The 14,527-nt window shown below is 71.4% G+C and carries 18 protein-coding genes and 3 tRNA genes; 15 read left to right on the top strand and 6 right to left on the bottom strand.

Annotated elements, in window-relative coordinates:
- Positions 1 to 8: 8 nt before the first annotated feature.
- The 6 genes from ACFVGW_RS26525 (at position 9) to ACFVGW_RS26500 (ending at position 5,950) form a co-directional block, all read left to right on the top strand.
- Positions 9 to 1,562, top strand: coding sequence for a NuoM family protein (locus ACFVGW_RS26525; protein WP_385853712.1), 1,554 nt, complete (start codon positions 9 to 11; stop codon positions 1,560 to 1,562).
- Positions 1,559 to 3,094 (top strand): NADH-quinone oxidoreductase subunit N, encoded by a 1,536-nt coding sequence (locus ACFVGW_RS26520; RefSeq protein ID WP_385853698.1) that lies wholly within the window; start codon positions 1,559 to 1,561, stop codon positions 3,092 to 3,094. The genes ACFVGW_RS26525 and ACFVGW_RS26520 overlap by 4 nt, the downstream gene beginning before the upstream one ends.
- Positions 3,095 to 3,149: 55 nt before the next feature.
- The gene (gene mscL / locus ACFVGW_RS26515; RefSeq protein ID WP_383229300.1) at positions 3,150 to 3,602 is read left to right on the top strand and encodes a large conductance mechanosensitive channel protein MscL; all 453 of its coding nucleotides are present in this window, start codon (positions 3,150 to 3,152) and stop codon (positions 3,600 to 3,602) included.
- Between the two features lie 183 nt (positions 3,603 to 3,785).
- Positions 3,786 to 4,649: a zinc metalloprotease HtpX gene (gene htpX, locus ACFVGW_RS26510; protein ID WP_352188334.1), complete on the top strand. Its 864-nt coding sequence runs from the start codon at positions 3,786 to 3,788 to the stop codon at positions 4,647 to 4,649.
- Complete coding sequence (locus tag ACFVGW_RS26505) at positions 4,646 to 5,041, top strand: YccF domain-containing protein (RefSeq protein ID WP_352188335.1); 396 nt, start codon at positions 4,646 to 4,648, stop codon at positions 5,039 to 5,041. Before htpX ends, ACFVGW_RS26505 begins: the two co-directional genes overlap by 4 nt.
- A gap of 60 nt (positions 5,042 to 5,101) precedes the next feature.
- Positions 5,102 to 5,950 carry a hypothetical protein gene (locus ACFVGW_RS26500; protein ID WP_385853697.1) on the top strand — a complete coding sequence of 283 codons (849 nt, stop codon included), beginning with the start codon at positions 5,102 to 5,104 and terminating at the stop codon, positions 5,948 to 5,950.
- 33 nt (positions 5,951 to 5,983) lie between these two features.
- On the opposite strand, the gene ACFVGW_RS26495 is transcribed toward ACFVGW_RS26500, so the two are convergent.
- Positions 5,984 to 7,228 carry an APC family permease gene (locus ACFVGW_RS26495; protein ID WP_385853696.1) on the bottom strand — a complete coding sequence of 415 codons (1,245 nt, stop codon included), beginning with the start codon at positions 7,226 to 7,228 and terminating at the stop codon, positions 5,984 to 5,986.
- A gap of 57 nt (positions 7,229 to 7,285) precedes the next feature.
- Between ACFVGW_RS26495 and ACFVGW_RS26490 the strand changes: the two genes are divergently transcribed.
- Positions 7,286 to 7,555, top strand: a complete 270-nt coding sequence (locus ACFVGW_RS26490) for a GlsB/YeaQ/YmgE family stress response membrane protein (RefSeq protein ID WP_352188338.1) — start codon at positions 7,286 to 7,288, stop codon at positions 7,553 to 7,555.
- On the opposite strand, the gene ACFVGW_RS26485 is transcribed toward ACFVGW_RS26490, so the two are convergent.
- The 3 genes from ACFVGW_RS26485 to ACFVGW_RS26475 all read right to left on the bottom strand — a co-directional run bounded on the left by ACFVGW_RS26485 (position 7,547) and on the right by ACFVGW_RS26475 (position 9,269).
- Positions 7,547 to 8,194, bottom strand: coding sequence for an alpha-ketoglutarate-dependent dioxygenase AlkB family protein (locus ACFVGW_RS26485; protein WP_385853695.1), 648 nt, complete (start codon positions 8,192 to 8,194; stop codon positions 7,547 to 7,549). The two genes, ACFVGW_RS26490 and ACFVGW_RS26485, sit on opposite strands and share 9 nt — an antisense overlap.
- Positions 8,194 to 8,688, bottom strand: coding sequence for a methylated-DNA--[protein]-cysteine S-methyltransferase (locus ACFVGW_RS26480; RefSeq protein WP_385853694.1), 495 nt, complete (start codon positions 8,686 to 8,688; stop codon positions 8,194 to 8,196). The genes ACFVGW_RS26485 and ACFVGW_RS26480 overlap by 1 nt, the downstream gene beginning before the upstream one ends.
- Positions 8,689 to 8,780: 92 nt before the next feature.
- Positions 8,781 to 9,269, bottom strand: coding sequence for a YajQ family cyclic di-GMP-binding protein (locus ACFVGW_RS26475; RefSeq protein WP_147980723.1), 489 nt, complete (start codon positions 9,267 to 9,269; stop codon positions 8,781 to 8,783).
- Positions 9,270 to 9,450: 181 nt separating this feature from the next.
- Between ACFVGW_RS26475 and ACFVGW_RS26470 the strand changes: the two genes are divergently transcribed.
- Both ACFVGW_RS26470 and ACFVGW_RS26465 read left to right on the top strand, forming a co-directional pair.
- Positions 9,451 to 9,532: transfer RNA gene (locus ACFVGW_RS26470), tRNA-Tyr, on the top strand.
- A 126-nt stretch (positions 9,533 to 9,658) separates the two neighbouring features.
- Entirely contained in the window at positions 9,659 to 10,225 is a 567-nt protein-coding gene (locus tag ACFVGW_RS26465) for a dihydrofolate reductase family protein (RefSeq protein ID WP_385853693.1), read from the top strand.
- A 10-nt stretch (positions 10,226 to 10,235) separates the two neighbouring features.
- Here the strand turns inward: ACFVGW_RS26465 and ACFVGW_RS26460 are convergent, their stop codons facing one another.
- Both ACFVGW_RS26460 and ACFVGW_RS26455 read right to left on the bottom strand, forming a co-directional pair.
- Positions 10,236 to 10,892, bottom strand: coding sequence for an NAD(P)H-binding protein (locus ACFVGW_RS26460; RefSeq protein ID WP_383229292.1), 657 nt, complete (start codon positions 10,890 to 10,892; stop codon positions 10,236 to 10,238).
- Between the two features lie 2 nt (positions 10,893 to 10,894).
- A complete protein-coding gene (locus ACFVGW_RS26455) occupies positions 10,895 to 12,172 on the bottom strand; it encodes an amidohydrolase family protein (protein WP_352188343.1) in 1,278 nt (425 codons plus the stop codon).
- A 252-nt stretch (positions 12,173 to 12,424) separates the two neighbouring features.
- On the opposite strand from ACFVGW_RS26455, the gene ACFVGW_RS26450 reads away from it, so the two are divergent.
- From ACFVGW_RS26450 to ACFVGW_RS26425, 6 genes are all read left to right on the top strand, one after another.
- Positions 12,425 to 12,497 (top strand) — tRNA-Thr (locus tag ACFVGW_RS26450).
- Positions 12,498 to 12,541: 44 nt separating this feature from the next.
- A tRNA-Met gene (locus tag ACFVGW_RS26445) sits at positions 12,542 to 12,614 on the top strand.
- 88 nt (positions 12,615 to 12,702) lie between these two features.
- On the top strand, positions 12,703 to 12,867 hold the full coding sequence (rpmG, locus tag ACFVGW_RS26440) for a 50S ribosomal protein L33 (protein ID WP_003956487.1): 165 nt from the start codon (positions 12,703 to 12,705) through the stop codon (positions 12,865 to 12,867).
- Positions 12,868 to 12,949: 82 nt separating this feature from the next.
- Entirely contained in the window at positions 12,950 to 13,402 is a 453-nt protein-coding gene (locus ACFVGW_RS26435) for a MaoC family dehydratase N-terminal domain-containing protein (RefSeq protein ID WP_385853692.1), read from the top strand.
- A gap of 3 nt (positions 13,403 to 13,405) precedes the next feature.
- The gene (locus tag ACFVGW_RS26430) at positions 13,406 to 13,834 is read left to right on the top strand and encodes a MaoC family dehydratase (RefSeq protein WP_383295538.1); all 429 of its coding nucleotides are present in this window, start codon (positions 13,406 to 13,408) and stop codon (positions 13,832 to 13,834) included.
- 83 nt (positions 13,835 to 13,917) lie between these two features.
- A complete protein-coding gene (locus ACFVGW_RS26425) occupies positions 13,918 to 14,487 on the top strand; it encodes a TetR/AcrR family transcriptional regulator (RefSeq protein WP_385853691.1) in 570 nt (189 codons plus the stop codon).
- Positions 14,488 to 14,527 lie beyond the last annotated feature (40 nt).

Raw genomic sequence — 14,527 nt, 5'->3', positions numbered from 1 at the left:
AATCCGTGATGCAGTTCCTTCTCGCGTTGATCGTCGCCGGCCCGCTCGTCGGCGCCGTCGCCGCTCTCCTCCCGGCCCCGCCCGGGCTGAAGGGGAAGTCCCCGGACCAGGCCGTGCTGCGCCACGGCGTGCTCGTCACCGGCGTCGTCCTCGCCGCCGCGATCGTCCTCATGCTGGGCTTCGACCACGACAACCCGTCGAGGATCCAGGCGAGCACGGACGTCAAGTGGATCCCCGCACTCGACGTGCGCCTCCACCTCGGTGTCGACGGCATCTCCCTCCCCCTCCTGGTCATGACCGCGCTGCTGACCTTCCTCTGCGCGCTCTACAGCTACTTCAAGATGCCGCCCGGCCCTTCCCCCAAGGGCTTCGTGGCGCTCCTCCTCGTCCTCGAGTCCGGCACCCTCGCGACCTTCGCCGTCCTCGACCTGATCCTGTTCTTCCTGGCCTTCGAGATGGTCCTCATCCCGATGTACTTCCTCATCGCCCGCTGGGGCGGTGCCGGAAGGCAGGCCGCCGCCTGGAAGTTCATCCTCTACACGCTGCTCGGATCCGTCGTCATGCTGCTCGGCCTGCTCCTCGTGGGACTGAAGGCGGGCACGTTCGACATGGTGGCACTCGCCACCGACAACGGCCGTGGGCTGACGATGTCCGTGCAGGTCATCGCCGTTCTCGCGATCGGGATCGGGCTCGCGGTGAAGACCCCGATGTGGCCGCTGCACAGCTGGCTCCCGGACGCCCACACCGCCGCCCCCACGGTCGGCTCGGTCCTCCTCGCCGGCGTCCTGCTGAAGATGGGCACGTACGGGTTCGTCCGGATCCTCCTGCCGATCACGCCCGACGGCATGCGGACCTTCGCGCCCTACCTCGCCGCCTTCGCCGTCGTCGGCATCGTCTACGGATCCCTCGCCTGCCTCGCGCTCACGCGCCCCGGCACCAACGGCGACCTCAAGCGTCTGATCGCGTACTCCTCCGTCGGCCACATGGGCTTCGTGCTCCTCGGCATCGCGACGATGACTCCCACCGGCGTCAACGGCGCGCTCTTCGCCAACATCGCCCACGGACTCATCACCGGCCTGCTGTTCTTCCTCGTCGGCGCGTTGAAGGACCGGTACGGCACCGCCGACCTCGACACCCTCGCCGGCGCCACCGGTGCGGCCCTCTACGGCCGCGCCCCGCGCCTGGGCGGACTGCTCGCGTTCGCCGCCGTCGCCTCCCTCGGACTGCCCGGCCTGGCCGGCTTCTGGGGCGAGATGCTGGCCCTGTTCGCCGCCTTCGAACCGGCCCCGGGCCTCAGCCGCCCCGCGTTCCTCACCTTCATGGCGATCGGCGCGTTCGGCACCCTCCTCACGGCCGCGTACCTCCTCGTCGTCGTCCGCCGGGTCTGCATGGGCGGGCCCCGCCCGAGCGGGGAGGGCACGATCGCCGACGTCCAGGGGTACGAGTTCGCCGCGTGGACCCCGCTCGTCGCCCTCACCGTCCTCGCCGGACTGTGGCCCGCGGTTCTCCTCGGCCTCACCGACCCGGCCGTGCAGCAGCTCCTCGCGGGAGGAAACTCGTGACCCCCACGACCCTCGTCCAGTCCGTCGACTGGCTCGCGATCGCGCCGCCCACCCTGACCGCCCTGGTCGCCCTGGCCGTGCTGGTCGCGGACCTCTTCGTACCCGAGCGGCACAAGCAGCTCCTCGGCTGGACCGCGATCGGCGGACTCGCCGCCGCGCTGGCGCTGCTCGTCCCACTGCGCGCCGGCGACCGCTCGACCTTCTGCCTCACCACCGAGCCGGCCGCGACCGCCGCGTGCAGCTACACCGCCGACCGCTTCACGCTGGTCATCCAGTTCCTGGTGCTCGGCGGCGCGCTCCTCACCGCCCTGCTCTCCCTCGCCGACACACGCGACAAGCTCCCGCCGGGGGAGTACTGGTTCCTGCTGCTCTCCTCGGCCGCGGGCGCGGCCCTGCTGCCCGCCTCCCGCGACCTGGCGACCCTCGTCGTCGCCCTCGAAGTGGCCTCGCTGCCCGCCTTCGCGCTCGTGGGTCTGCGCCGCGGCGACCGGCGGTCCAGCGAGGCGGCGCTGAAGTTCTTCCTCTCCTCGGTCACCGCGACCGCCGTCACCCTGCTCGGCGTGAGCTTCGTGTACGGGGCGACCGGCACCCTCCACCTCACCGAGGTCGCCCAGCGCCTCGACGACGTCCCCGGCCAGCTGCAGACCCTCGCCCAGGCGGGCGTGGCGCTCACGCTCGTCGGCTTCGCCTTCAAGACGGCCGCCGTCCCCTTCCACTTCTGGGTCCCGGAGACCTACATCGGCGCCCCGCTGCCCGTCGCCGGCTACCTCTCGGTCGTCGGCAAGGCCGTCGGCTTCACGGGCCTCATCCTGGTCACGGTCGTCGCCTTCCCCTCGTACGCGGACATCTGGGGCCCGGCGCTGGCGGTGCTCGCTGCGCTGACCATGACGGTCGGCAACGTGGGCGCCCTGCGGCAGGTCTCCACGCGCGCGTGGAGCGCGGTGCGGCTGCTCGCCTGGTCCTCCGTCGCCCAGGCCGGCTACCTCCTGGTCCCGATCGCCGCCGCCGCGTACTCCAGCGACGACCAGATCGGCGCCACCGTCGCGTACGCCCTGATGTACGCCGTCGTGAACCTCGGCGCCTTCGCGGTCGCCGCCCTGGTCGCGCGCACGCACCCGGAGAACCGGATCGCCGACTACCGCGGTCTGTACGCGGCCAGTCCGCTGCTCGCGCTCACCATGGGCTTCTTCCTGCTCAACCTGGCCGGGCTGCCCCCGGGCGTCATCGGCCTCTTCGCCAAGGTCACCGTCTTCTCGGCGGCGGTCGACGCCGGCCTCGGCTGGCTCGCCGTGGTCATGGGCGTCAACGTCGTCATCGGCCTCTACTACTACCTGCGGTGGACCGGGCTGCTCTTCCGCGAGCCCCTGGGAGAATCCGTGGACCAGCCGGCGGGAGAGCGGGCGGGCGAGCGGGCCCACGCGCGCGTGCCCGCCGCGATCACCCTGGCGATCGTCCTGGCGGCCGTCGTCGGCGTCGTACTGTCGGGCTACCCGCAGTTCGCGCTGCGCTTCGCGGCCACCACGCTCTTCTGACCCCCGCGGTCCGCCCCCACCCCCACACAGAGAAACGCACCAAGGAGCTTCACCCGTGCTGAACGGTTTCAAGGACTTCATACTCCGCGGCAACATCATCTCGATGGCCATCGGTCTGGCCGTCGGATCGGCGTTCACCGCCGTCGTGACCGGCTTCAGCAAGGCGTTCATCACCCCGCTCATCGGTCTCGCCACCGGCACGGTCGGTGACTTCAGCGAGGCGAAGTTCACCGTCGGCAAGACGATCTTCCCCTACGGTCTGGCGATCGCCGCGACCATCGCGTTCGTGATCACCGCCGCCGTGCTCTACTTCCTCATCGTCCTCCCCATGGCGAAGGTCCAGGCGAGGTTCATCAAGGAAGAGGCCGACGCGAAGGCCGAGAAGCGCGACTGCCCCCGCTGCTTCTCCGAGATCCCGGCCATCGCCACCCGCTGCGCGCACTGCACCAGCGAGATCGAGCCCGCTGCCGGCGCGCTGGTGCAGGCCGGCCTCCCGGCCGCCCGCTGACCGCCGCCGGTTCACCCGTACAGCTCACATCGCCCCCTGCGAGGGCAGGGGAACCCGCGCCTTCCGCCTGGCGTTGACCAGTACGGGAGGGTCCACTGGACATGGGGTCGCCCCGGACGAAGTCTGGGGGAGGACCGCCACCGAGCAAAGGGTTCCCCTGCCGCACCACTTGGAGGGCGTACCGTGCACCGCCGGCACAACGGGCTGAGGACCGCCGTACTCCTCGGAGGGCTCTCGGCCCTCATCATCGTCATCGGCAGCTTCTTCGGACGGACAGGGCTGATCGTCGCGCTCGTCGTGGCGGTCGGCACCAACGCGTACGCCTACTGGAACAGCGACAAGCTGGCCCTGCGCGCCATGCGCGCCCGCCCGGTGAGCGAGTTCGAGGCCCCCGCGCTCTACCGGATGGTGCGCGATCTCTCCACCCAGGCACGCCAGCCGATGCCCCGGCTCTACATCTCGCCCACCCAGGCGCCCAACGCCTTCGCCACCGGCCGGAACCCGCGGAACGCGGCCGTCTGCTGCACGGAAGGCATCCTCGCGATCCTCGACGAGCGCGAGCTGCGCGGGGTCATCGGCCACGAGTTGAGCCACGTCTACAACCGCGACATCCTGATCTCATCGGTCGCCGGCGCGCTGGCCTCCGTGGTCATGTTCCTGGTGAACTTCGCCTGGCTGATCCCGGTGGGCCGGTCCAGTGACGACGACGGGCCGGGGCTGCTCGGCATGCTCCTGATCATGATCCTCGGTCCGGTCGCCGCTTCCGTGATCCAGCTCTCCATCAGCCGCTCCCGTGAGTTCCAGGCGGACGCGTCGGGCGCCCAGCTCACGGGCGACCCGCTGGCCCTGGCCAGCGCGCTGCGCAAACTCGACGCCGGCACGAAGCAGCTCCCGCTGCCGCCCGAGCCGCGGATCGAGACCGCGAGCCACATGATGATTGCCAACCCCTTCGGAGGGGGGAAAGGCGTTTCGAAGATGTTCTCGACGCACCCGCCGATGGCGGAGCGCATCGCCCGACTCGAACAGATGGCAGGTCACCGCCCGTGAAGACAATCCTGAACGTCATCTGGCTGATCCTGTGCGGCTTCTGGATGTTCCTCGGCTACATGCTGGCCGGCGTCCTGCTGTGCATCACGATCATCGGCATCCCCTTCGGACTCGCCGCGTTCCGGATCGGGGTCTACGCCCTCTGGCCCTTCGGCTACACCGTCGTGGACCGCCACGACGCGGGCGCCCCGTCCTGCGTGGGCAACGTGCTGTGGCTGATCCTCGCGGGTTGGTGGCTCGCGCTCGGCCACATCACCACCGGCATCGTCCTCTGCATCACGATCATCGGCATCCCGCTGGGCATCGCGAACTTCAAGCTGATCCCGGTCTCGCTGCTGCCGCTGGGCAAGGAGATCGTCCCTTCCGAACAGGCGTACGGATACACCGTCTAGCGCCCGCGCCGACCGGGGGCGGCCGAGGGCGCTGCGGGCCGCCCCGCCATGATCATGCGCATGGGTTCGATTCAGAGACTCGAAGGCCGCCGGGTGTCCGTGACGCTCGGCACCGGCGCACTCACCCTCTCGGGCGCCGAAGCAGGGGCCGAAGCACGGGCCGGTTCGCGGCCCGGCTCGGGCACCGGCACGCGGTCCGGCTCGCGGTCCGGTTCGCGCACCGACGGGATCACCGTCATCCCGCTCGCCGCCGTCGCGGAGGCCCGCGTCGCCGGACCTCCCGGATCCGGCCTGGAGATCGTCCTCACCGACGGTGAGGTCCATCGCGTCGAAGGCGTCACCGAGACCGCGTCCGCCTCCTTCGCCACCGCGCTCACCGACGCCCTGCCCGAGCGGCGCGACCCGGCCGGCAGCGCCCTGGTCACCCGCCCCGCCGTCCGCCGCACGCACTGGTACCGGATCGCGGTCGTCGCGGCCATCGCCCTCGCCTACGCGGGCTACGCCGTCTGGGCCGACGACACCCCCGGCGAGCGCGACTTGGGCGTGACCACCGGGCTCTTCCCGCTCTTCGTCGGCCTGTCCGTCTGCCTCCTCGCCGTCGAGGAGGTACTCCGCCGGGCCCGCCTCGCCCGGCACGGCGTCACCACGGTCGCCGAGCGGGTCGGGAGCGGCGACGCGCGTCCGCGGTACTACTTCAACGACTCCGCCGGCGTCCCGCGCCCCTACACCCGCGGTTCCGGTACGGCACCCACCCTCACCGTCGTCCACGACCCGCGCCGGCCCGACCGGGCCGCCCACGAAGCCCCGCTCGCCACGGTGATCCGCAAGGTGACGCTGCTCCTGACCGCCGGGGGTCTCCTGCTCTGGCTCGGGGCGTGGACGGCGTTCGGCCTCGGCCGGCCCTGGTGAGGGGACGCGAGGTCCACGGGCGGGCGGAACCCCTCACGTACCGGTGTGCCGCCCCCGGCTGACCGCGTACGCGACCGTACCCACGGCGAGGACGCCGAGCCCCGCCAGGACGGAGGCGGGCGGCAGCGCGAACGCCAGCGCCCCGCAGCCCGCGAGCCCGATCGCGGCGAGCACCTGGTTCGAGCGCCCCCGGGAGGGGCCCAGCGTCCAGGCGGAGGCGTTGGCGATGCCGTAGTAGACCAGGACGCCGAAGGACGAGAAGCCGATCGCGCCCCGCACGTCCACGGTGGCCGCCACCACGGCCACCACCGCGCCCACCGCGAGCTCCGCCCGGTGCGGGACCTGGAAGCGGGGGTGCACGGCGGCCAGTCCCGACGGCAGATGCCGGTCCCGGGCCATCGCCAGGGTCGTACGGGAGACGCCGAGGATCAGCGAGAGCAGCGAGCCCAGGGCCGCGACGGCCGCGCCGACGGTGACCAGCGGGACCAGCCATCCGGCGCCCGCCGCCCGGGCCGCGTCGGTCAGCGGGGCGGGGGAGGCCGCGAGGGCCTGCGGCCCGAGGACGGCGAGGACACTCACCGCCACCGCCGCGTAGACGGCGAGTGCGATGCCGAGAGCGAGGGGCACGGCCCGGGGGATGGTCCGGGCCGGATCGCGGACCTCCTCGCCGAGCGTGGCGATCCGCGCGTACCCGGCGAAGGCGAAGAAGAGCAGCCCCGCCGCCTGGAGCACCCCGCTCGCCGTCACCTCGCCGTCCAGGGCGAGCCGTCCGGGACCGGCCGCGTCCGAGCTCAGCGAGGCGACGACCACGGCCGCCAGGACGGCCAGGACCAGCGCCACGATCGCCCGGGTCAGCAGGGCCGACTTCTGCACACCGCCGTAGTTCACGGCCGTCATTGCCACCACTGCGGCGACCGCCACCGCGTGCGCCTGCTCGGGCCACAGGTACGCCCCGGCCGTCAGCGCCATCGCCGCGCACGAGGCCGTCTTCCCGACGACGAACGCCCAGCCCGCCAGGTATCCCCAGAACGCCCCGAGACGTTCGCGACCGTACACATAGGTGCCGCCGGAGGCGGGGTACAGCGCGGCGAGCCGGGCCGAGGCCATGGCGTTGCAGTACGCGACGATCGCGGCGGCCCCGAGCGCCGGGAGCAGACCGGCTCCGGCCGCCTCGGCGGCCGGGCCGAGAGCGACGAAGATCCCCGCGCCGACCATCGAGCCCAGCCCGATGACGACGGCGTCGAACACCCCGAGGGTGCGGCGCAGTCCCTGTGTCATGCACCGCACACTACGGGGCACCGCAACCACGCCCGGCGCCCCGGCGTCCTCTCCGGCATGAACGTCATCAGCTGGATCGTCCTGGGCCTCCTCGCGGGCGTCATAGCCAAGGTCCTGCTCCCGGGCCGAGACCCGGGCGGGCTCATCGGCACGACCGTCATCGGCATCGCCGGCGCGTTCGTCGGCGGCTGGCTCTCGTCCACGTTCCTCGACCGCCCGGTCACCACCGGCTTCTACGACACGGCCACCTGGCTCTCGGCCATCGGCGGCGCGCTGGTGCTGCTGATCGCGTACCGGATCCTCTTCGGTCACTCGCGCTCACGCTGACCGGGCGGCCGGCCGGAGCCCCGTCTCCCGCAGCGTGATGTTGAGCCGCCCGCTCAGCCCGAGGTCCGGATCGGCCGTGCCGGCGAGGACCTTGGGCACGCCGTGGTACGCGAAGCGCGAGGGCCCGCCGAAGACGAAGAGGTCCCCGGACGCCAACTCCACGTCCGTGTAGGGCCTCCCCCGGGTTTCGGTGTTCCCGAACCGGAACACGCAACGGTCGCCGAGGCTCAGCGACACCACCGGCGCCCCGGACCGCTCCTCCTTGTCCTGGTGCAGCCCCATCTTCGCGCCGGCGCCCGCGTCGTAGAAGTTCACGAGCGCCGTGTCGGGCGTGAAGCCGCCGTCGGCCCCGTAGGCCTCGGCGACCGCCCGGCGCCCCAGCTCGCCCAACCAGCCGGGCAGTTCGACGTCGACCGTGTCGAGATAGTGGTACGGGACCCAGCGCCGCCCGAGACAGAGCGAGCGCACCGACATCACCCCGCCGCCCGGAAGCACGGTGTGCCGGTACGGGACGGGTCCGCGCCCCCACTCGCGGCAGGCGGCCACCAACTCCCGCTGCCGGTCCGGGGGGAGCCACCCGGGGACGTGCACGGCTCCAGGGGCGATCTCCGCCCGCTCGCGCGGAAAGAGCGCGTCCATCACACGGCCCGCTCCAGGCCGAGCAGCCGCTCCTTGCGCTCCAGGCCGGCCGCGTACCCGCGCAGACTGCCGTCCGCGCCGATGACGCGGTGACAGGGCCGCACGACGAGCAGCGGGTTGCGCCCGATCGCGGTGCCGACGGCCCGCACCCCGGCCCCGGAGGAACCGACCGTCCGGGCGATGTCCCCGTACGAGACGGTGGCGCCGTACGGGATCTCCTCCAGGGCGCTCCAGACGCGCCGCTGGAACTCCGTACCGCTCTGTGCGAACGGGATGTCGAACCGCTCCCGCCGGCCCGCGAAGTACTCGTCGAGCTGCCCGGCGATCTCCTGGAAGGCCTCGGGTACGTGCCGCCAGCCGTCCTCGGCGGCGGCACCGCCCTTCTGCCCGGGCAGCGACAGCGAGACCAGCGCGGTCCGCCCGCCGTCCTCGCCGCCGCGCCCGACGAGCAGCATCCGGCCCAGGGGCCCGTCGACGTACGCGTACACGGTCATGGCGGTTCCTCTCCTCGCACTCGCTTCCCGTCCAGTGTGCGAGGCTCGCCCACCCGAGGGCTGGCGGTTTTCGGACACGCAGCTGGTGAGGACTACCGGTAGTTCACGAACTGGATCGCGAAGTCGAAGTCCTTGCCCTTGAGCAGCGCCTGCACGGCCTGCAGGTCGTCCCGGCTCTTCGAGCTGACCCGCAGCTCGTCGCCCTGGACCTGCGCCTTGACGCCCTTGGGGCCCTCGTCACGGATGGCCTTCGCGACCTTCTTGGCGTTCTCCTGGGAGATGCCCTCCTCGATCGTGGCGAAGATCTTGTACTCCTTGCCGGAGAGCTGCGGCTCACCCGCGTCCAGCGACTTGAGCGAGATCCCGCGCTTGATCAGCTTGGTCTCGAAGATGTCGAGGATCGCCTTCACGCGCTCCTCGCCGTTCGCCTGCATGAGGATCTTCTCGCCCGACCAGGAGATCGAGGCGTCGGTGCCCTTGAAGTCGTAGCGCTGCGAGATCTCCTTCGCGGCCTGGTTGAGGGCGTTGTCGACCTCCTGCCGCTCGACCTTGGAGACGATGTCGAAACTGGAGTCGGCCATGACGTGTGGCTCCTTGCTCGAATGCGATGCGGTTGCGTGGCGTACGGCGCCAAGCCTAGTCATCGGATCGCGTCCGAACCGCTGATCAATCCGGTGGCGAAGCACCCCTGAGGATCAGGTATCGTTTACGTCGTTGCCACGGAGCACCGCCGAAAAGCGGCTCCGAGCAGCGACATCTCATGGCGGTGTGCCCGAGTGGCCAATGGGAGCGGACTGTAAATCCGTCGGCTTAGCCTACCCAGGTTCGAATCCTGGCGCCGCCACGCGATAAGAACGGCCCCTGATCTGCGGAAACGCTGATCAGGGGCCGTTCTGCTGTGCCGGGAGCGATGAGTTTCGGGGCCGTCTGCGGTCATAACTGTCGAAACCGTTGCCGAGGAGGGCTTCTGATGCGCAGCGTGACCTACGCGATGAACGTGTCGCTCGACGGCTACATCGTCGGACCGGACGGCAGCTTCGAGTGGAGCGGGCCCGACGAGGAGGTCTTCCGCTTCTGGATCGACGACATCCGGGGCGTCGGCGTCCATCTGCTGGGCCGGCGGCTCTACGAGACGATGCTCTACTGGGAGACCGTCGATCAGGACGATCCGGAGTTCGGCGACGACGAGCGCGAGTGGACCGCACTCTGGAACCCGCTGCCGAAAGTGGTGTTCTCCACCACGCTCTCGGAGGTGCAGGGCAACGCCCGCCTGGCTTCCGGCAGTGTGGCGGAGGAGATCGAGCGGCTGCGCGCCGAGCCGGGGGAGGGCGACATCGCGATCGGCGGCGCGACCCTCGCCGCCGAGGCGCACGCCGCCGGGCTGATCGACGAGTACCGGACCATGGTCTACCCGGTGTTGGTCGGCGGCGGCATCCCGTTCTTCCCCCGCGACGAACGGCGGGTGGACCTCGAACTCGTCGAGACCCGCACCTTCGGGTCGGGAGTCGTCCACCTCCGTCACCGCGTGAAGCGTTAGCCGGGCGGGGCTACTCGCCCGCCACCGCCTTCACCGCCACCGTCACCGGCGTCGAACCGCCGATGAGCTCCAGCGTCAGGCCCGCCGTCCCCGGGGTGTCGAGGAGTTCGGACAGGACCGCCGCCACGTCGTCGCGGGGAATCGGGCCGCGGCCCGTCGAAGCCTGCAGGTGGACCAGGCCCGTGCCCGCGTCGTTGGTGAGCATGCCGGGGCGCAGGACCGTCCAGTCCAGGCCCGTACGGGCGCGCACGGAGTCGTCCGCCGCGCCCTTGGCGCGCAGGTAGGCGTCGAAGACCTCGTCGCCCTGGTGGGCGGAGTCCGCGCCCATCGAGGAGACGACGATGTACCGGCGTACGCCCGCCCGTTCCGCCGCGTCCGCGAAGAGCACCGCGGCCGCGCGGTCCACCGAGTCCTTGCGGTCCACGCCGCTGCCCGGGCCCGCGCCGGCCGCGAAGACCGCCGCGTCGGCGCCCTGCAGCGCCGCGGCGACCGTCTCCACCGTCGCCGACTCCAGGTCCAGGACGATCGGTTCGGCACCCGCCGCGCGCAGGTCGTCGGCCTGTTCTGGTCTGCGGATGAGCCCCGCCGGCTCGTGCCCCGCCGCCGAGAGCAGGCGCTCCAGGCGCAGGGCGATCTGACCGTGTCCTCCAGCGATGACAATGCGCATACTCACGACCGTACGACGGGACCGGCCGGAGGGCTTCCCGGCTCCGGGCGTTCCGGCCGGGCCTGGCGCGGCAGGTCGAGCGCCGCCGCCGAGTCGCAGTACTCGCGGACCGCGCTCGTCCGGGCCACCACCCGCCCCCGGTGGACGACGATCCGGCTGTACGCGAGGGAGAGCACGCCCGAGAGGCGTTCGCCGCGCACGGCGAGCAGTTCGGCGGGGAACCCGGCCTCCACCCGTACCTCGGTCAGCCCCATCGCCGTACGCGCCGCGGCGCTCACCGCCCCGTACGCGTCCTCCGCCGGCAGCCCCCCGAGCGAGGCCAGCAGATACGCGGCCTCCAGCGGGTCCCCGCGCCCCACCGGGTTGGAGACGTCCCGCAGCGCTCCGCCGCCGGCCGCGAGCCGCACCCCCGCGGCCCGCAGCAGCCGGACCGGTGCCGCCCCGCGCCGCTCCGTCGCCCCGCAGCCGCCCTGCGGCAGGCAGACCACCGTCACGCCGGCCGCCGCCAGCTGGTCCGCGGCCCGCCGCGCCGCGTCCGAGGGGAGCCGCGAAAGTCCCGCGCACGGGCCGATCGTCACCCCGGGCCGCAGCCCGCCCGCCATGGCCGCGAACCGGGCGAGCCGCGCGGGGTCGTCCGCGTCCGTGTGCAGGTCCACCGGGCAGCCCTGCTCGGCCGCCACGTCCAGGACCGCCTCCACGTACCCGGTGGGGTCGGGGTCGAGGTCCGGGCAGCCGCCGACCACGCTCGCGCCCATCTTCACCGCGTCCCGCAGCATCGCGAGCCCGTCCGCGCCCGCCGCGCCGGTCAGCAGCCGGGGCACCGCGACCGTGGTCAGGTCCACGAGGCCGCGCAGCGAGCGCCGGGCCTGGAGCACGGCTTCGAGGGGGCCGAGCCCGTGGACGTCGCCGATCCGTACGTGCGCGCGCTGTGCGGTCGCGCCGTGGCCGAGCTGGAGCAGCGCGGCCTCGGTGGCCCGCCGCTGCACCTCGTCGGGGGCGTACGAGACGGGGCCCGGGGTGTCGGCGCTGAGGGCGGTGTCGGCGTGGGCGTGCGGCTCGGCGGGCGCGGGGAGCAGCAGATAGCCGGCCAGGTCGACGCGGGCGCCGACGGCCGTGAGGCTGCCCGCCGTTCCGACGGCCTCGATCCGGCCCCCGACGAGCCGGACGTCCACCGTCCGGCCGTCGGTGAGGCGGGCGTTGGAGAGCAGGAGCGAGGTGGAGTCGGCGGTGGCAGCGGACCGGTCGTCGGGCGGCTGGGGCTGCTTGCTGTCGGCTGACATCGGGCTCCTCAAGGCTCCTCAAGTTCAAGCTCAAGATCAAGATCACGCAGCGTGGGGCCGAGCCTAGGGGCGGTCCGGCCGCCCTTCGAGGAGGAGCGCAATAGTCGTACTGATGAGGGCACGTGTGGCGTACCTGTGGCGTGCGAGTGGCGCACGGGGCGGGGGTGACAGGCCCGCGCGCGTGCCCGCCTGTGGGGGCCTCGAAACGGATTTGGGCGATCGGCGGAGGAGCGTGTAATGTCTTCATCGCTCGCCCCAATAGCTCAGTCGGTAGAGCGTCTCCATGGTAAGGAGAAGGTCTACGGTTCGATTCCGTATTGGGGCTCTGGTGAGAAGGAACCCGCCTCCGGGCGGGAACCGGATCATCAAAGCGGTGTAGCTCAGTCGGTAGAGCAAGCGGCTCATAATCGCTGTGTCACCGGTTCAAGTCCGGTCACCGCTACAGACAGTAGCCGATTGTGGGGTCGGTCCTGCGATCGGCTACTCTTCTATGCGTTCATCCGTCCATCCGTCCGTCAAGGAGCACTCACGTGGCTGCCACCGACGTCCGCCCGAAGATCACGCTGGCCTGCGTGGAGTGCAAGGAGCGGAACTACATCACCAAGAAGAACCGGCGTAACAACCCGGACCGTCTTGAGATGAAGAAGCACTGCCCTCGCTGCAACTCGCACACCGCGCACCGCGAGACGCGTTAATCAGGCTCGTACACGAGGCCGTCCCCGCCAGGGGGCGGCCTCGTGTCGTTTGTCGGCAACAAATCCAGGAGGTATCGAGTCCATGGCGCTCGACCAGTCCTTCGTGGGCCGGACCTATCCGCCCACCGCGCCCTACGAGGTCGGACGCGAGAAGATCCGCGAGTTCGCCGAGGCGATCGGCGACGCGAATCCCGCCTATGTCGATCAGGAAGCGGCGAAGGCGCTCGGTCACCCCGAGGTGATCGCCCCGCCGACCTTTGTGTTCGCGATCACATTCAAGGCGGCCGGGCAGGTCGTCGAGGACCCGCAGCTGGGCCTGGACTACGACCGTGTCGTGCACGGCGACCAGAAGTTCACGTACGCCCGGCCCGTGCGGGCGGGGGACCGGCTCTCGGTCGTCACGACCATCGAGGCGATCAAGACGATGGCCGGAAACGACATCCTGGACATCCGCGGTGAGGTCCACGACGAGACCGGCGAGCTCGTCGTGACCGCCTGGACCAAGCTCGTCTCGCGCGCGCCCGAGGAGGCCTGAGTCATGGCAGCGAAGATCGCTTACGACGAGGTCGAGGTCGGCACCGAGCTGCCGGCGCAGTCCTTCCCCGTGACGCGCGCCACTCTGGTGCAGTACGCGGGCGCCTCCGGGGACTTCAACCCGATCCACTGGAACGAGAAGTTCGCCCGCGAGGTCGGTCTGCCGGACGTCATCGCGCACGGCATGTTCACCATGGCCGAGGCGATCCGGGTCGTGACGGACTGGGTCGGCGACCCGGCGGCCGTCGTCGAGTACGGCGTGCGGTTCACCAAGCCGGTGATCGTGCCGAACGACGACGAGGGCGCGGTGATCGAGGTCGGCGCCAAGGTCGCGGCGAAGCTGGACGACGGGCTGGTCCGGGTGGACCTGCTCGCCAGGTCGGCCGGACAGAAGGTCCTGGGCGTGTCCCGGGCCGTGGTCAGGCTCGCGTAGCGGATTCCGGGGGCGGGTGGCCGCGGAGAGCGGCCGCCCGGCCACGCTTGACCAAGTTAGTGATTGAGTACTAACTTGGTTTCATGGCCAGGATGAGTGCGGAGGAGCGGCGCGAGAGCGTCATCCGCGCGGCGATGAGGGAGTTCAGCCGCGGCGGGTACTACGGCACGTCCACCGAGGCGATCGCCAAGCGCGTCGGCGTCTCGCAGCCGTACCTCTTCCGGCTCTTCCCCGGCAAGAAGGCGATGTTCCTCGCCGCCTCCGAGCGCTGCATCGACGACACGGTCCGTGTCTTCGAGGAGGCCGCGGAGGGGCTGTCGGGCCAAGATGCCCTGCATGCCATGGCCAACGCGTACACGAAGATCATCGCGGATGATCCGGACAGCCTCCTGATGCAGATGCAGGTGTACGTGACGGTCGCGGCCGCCGAGGCGACGGGCGACCACGAGTTCGGCGAGACCGTCCGGGCCGGCTGGATGAGGCTCTGGGAGACCGTCCATCTGGCGCTCGGCGCGGACGCCGACGAGACCACGACCTTCCTGGCGCACGGGATGCTCATCAACTCCCTCGTCGCCATGGGATTCCCGCCCGAGCACCGGGTCTGGGAGGGGTTCTACCCCTCGGCACGCCGTCTCGGGCGACTGGAGAAGTAACACACGCGTCGTCACGGGTGCCGGTTTTTTCACGTCCATG

This window comes from Streptomyces sp. NPDC127129 (assembly GCF_042671585.1).
Classification (GTDB): domain Bacteria; phylum Actinomycetota; class Actinomycetes; order Streptomycetales; family Streptomycetaceae; genus Streptomyces.
The sequence above is the reverse complement of the archived record's forward strand: the minus strand, read 5'-3'. Positions and strand labels throughout refer to the sequence as shown.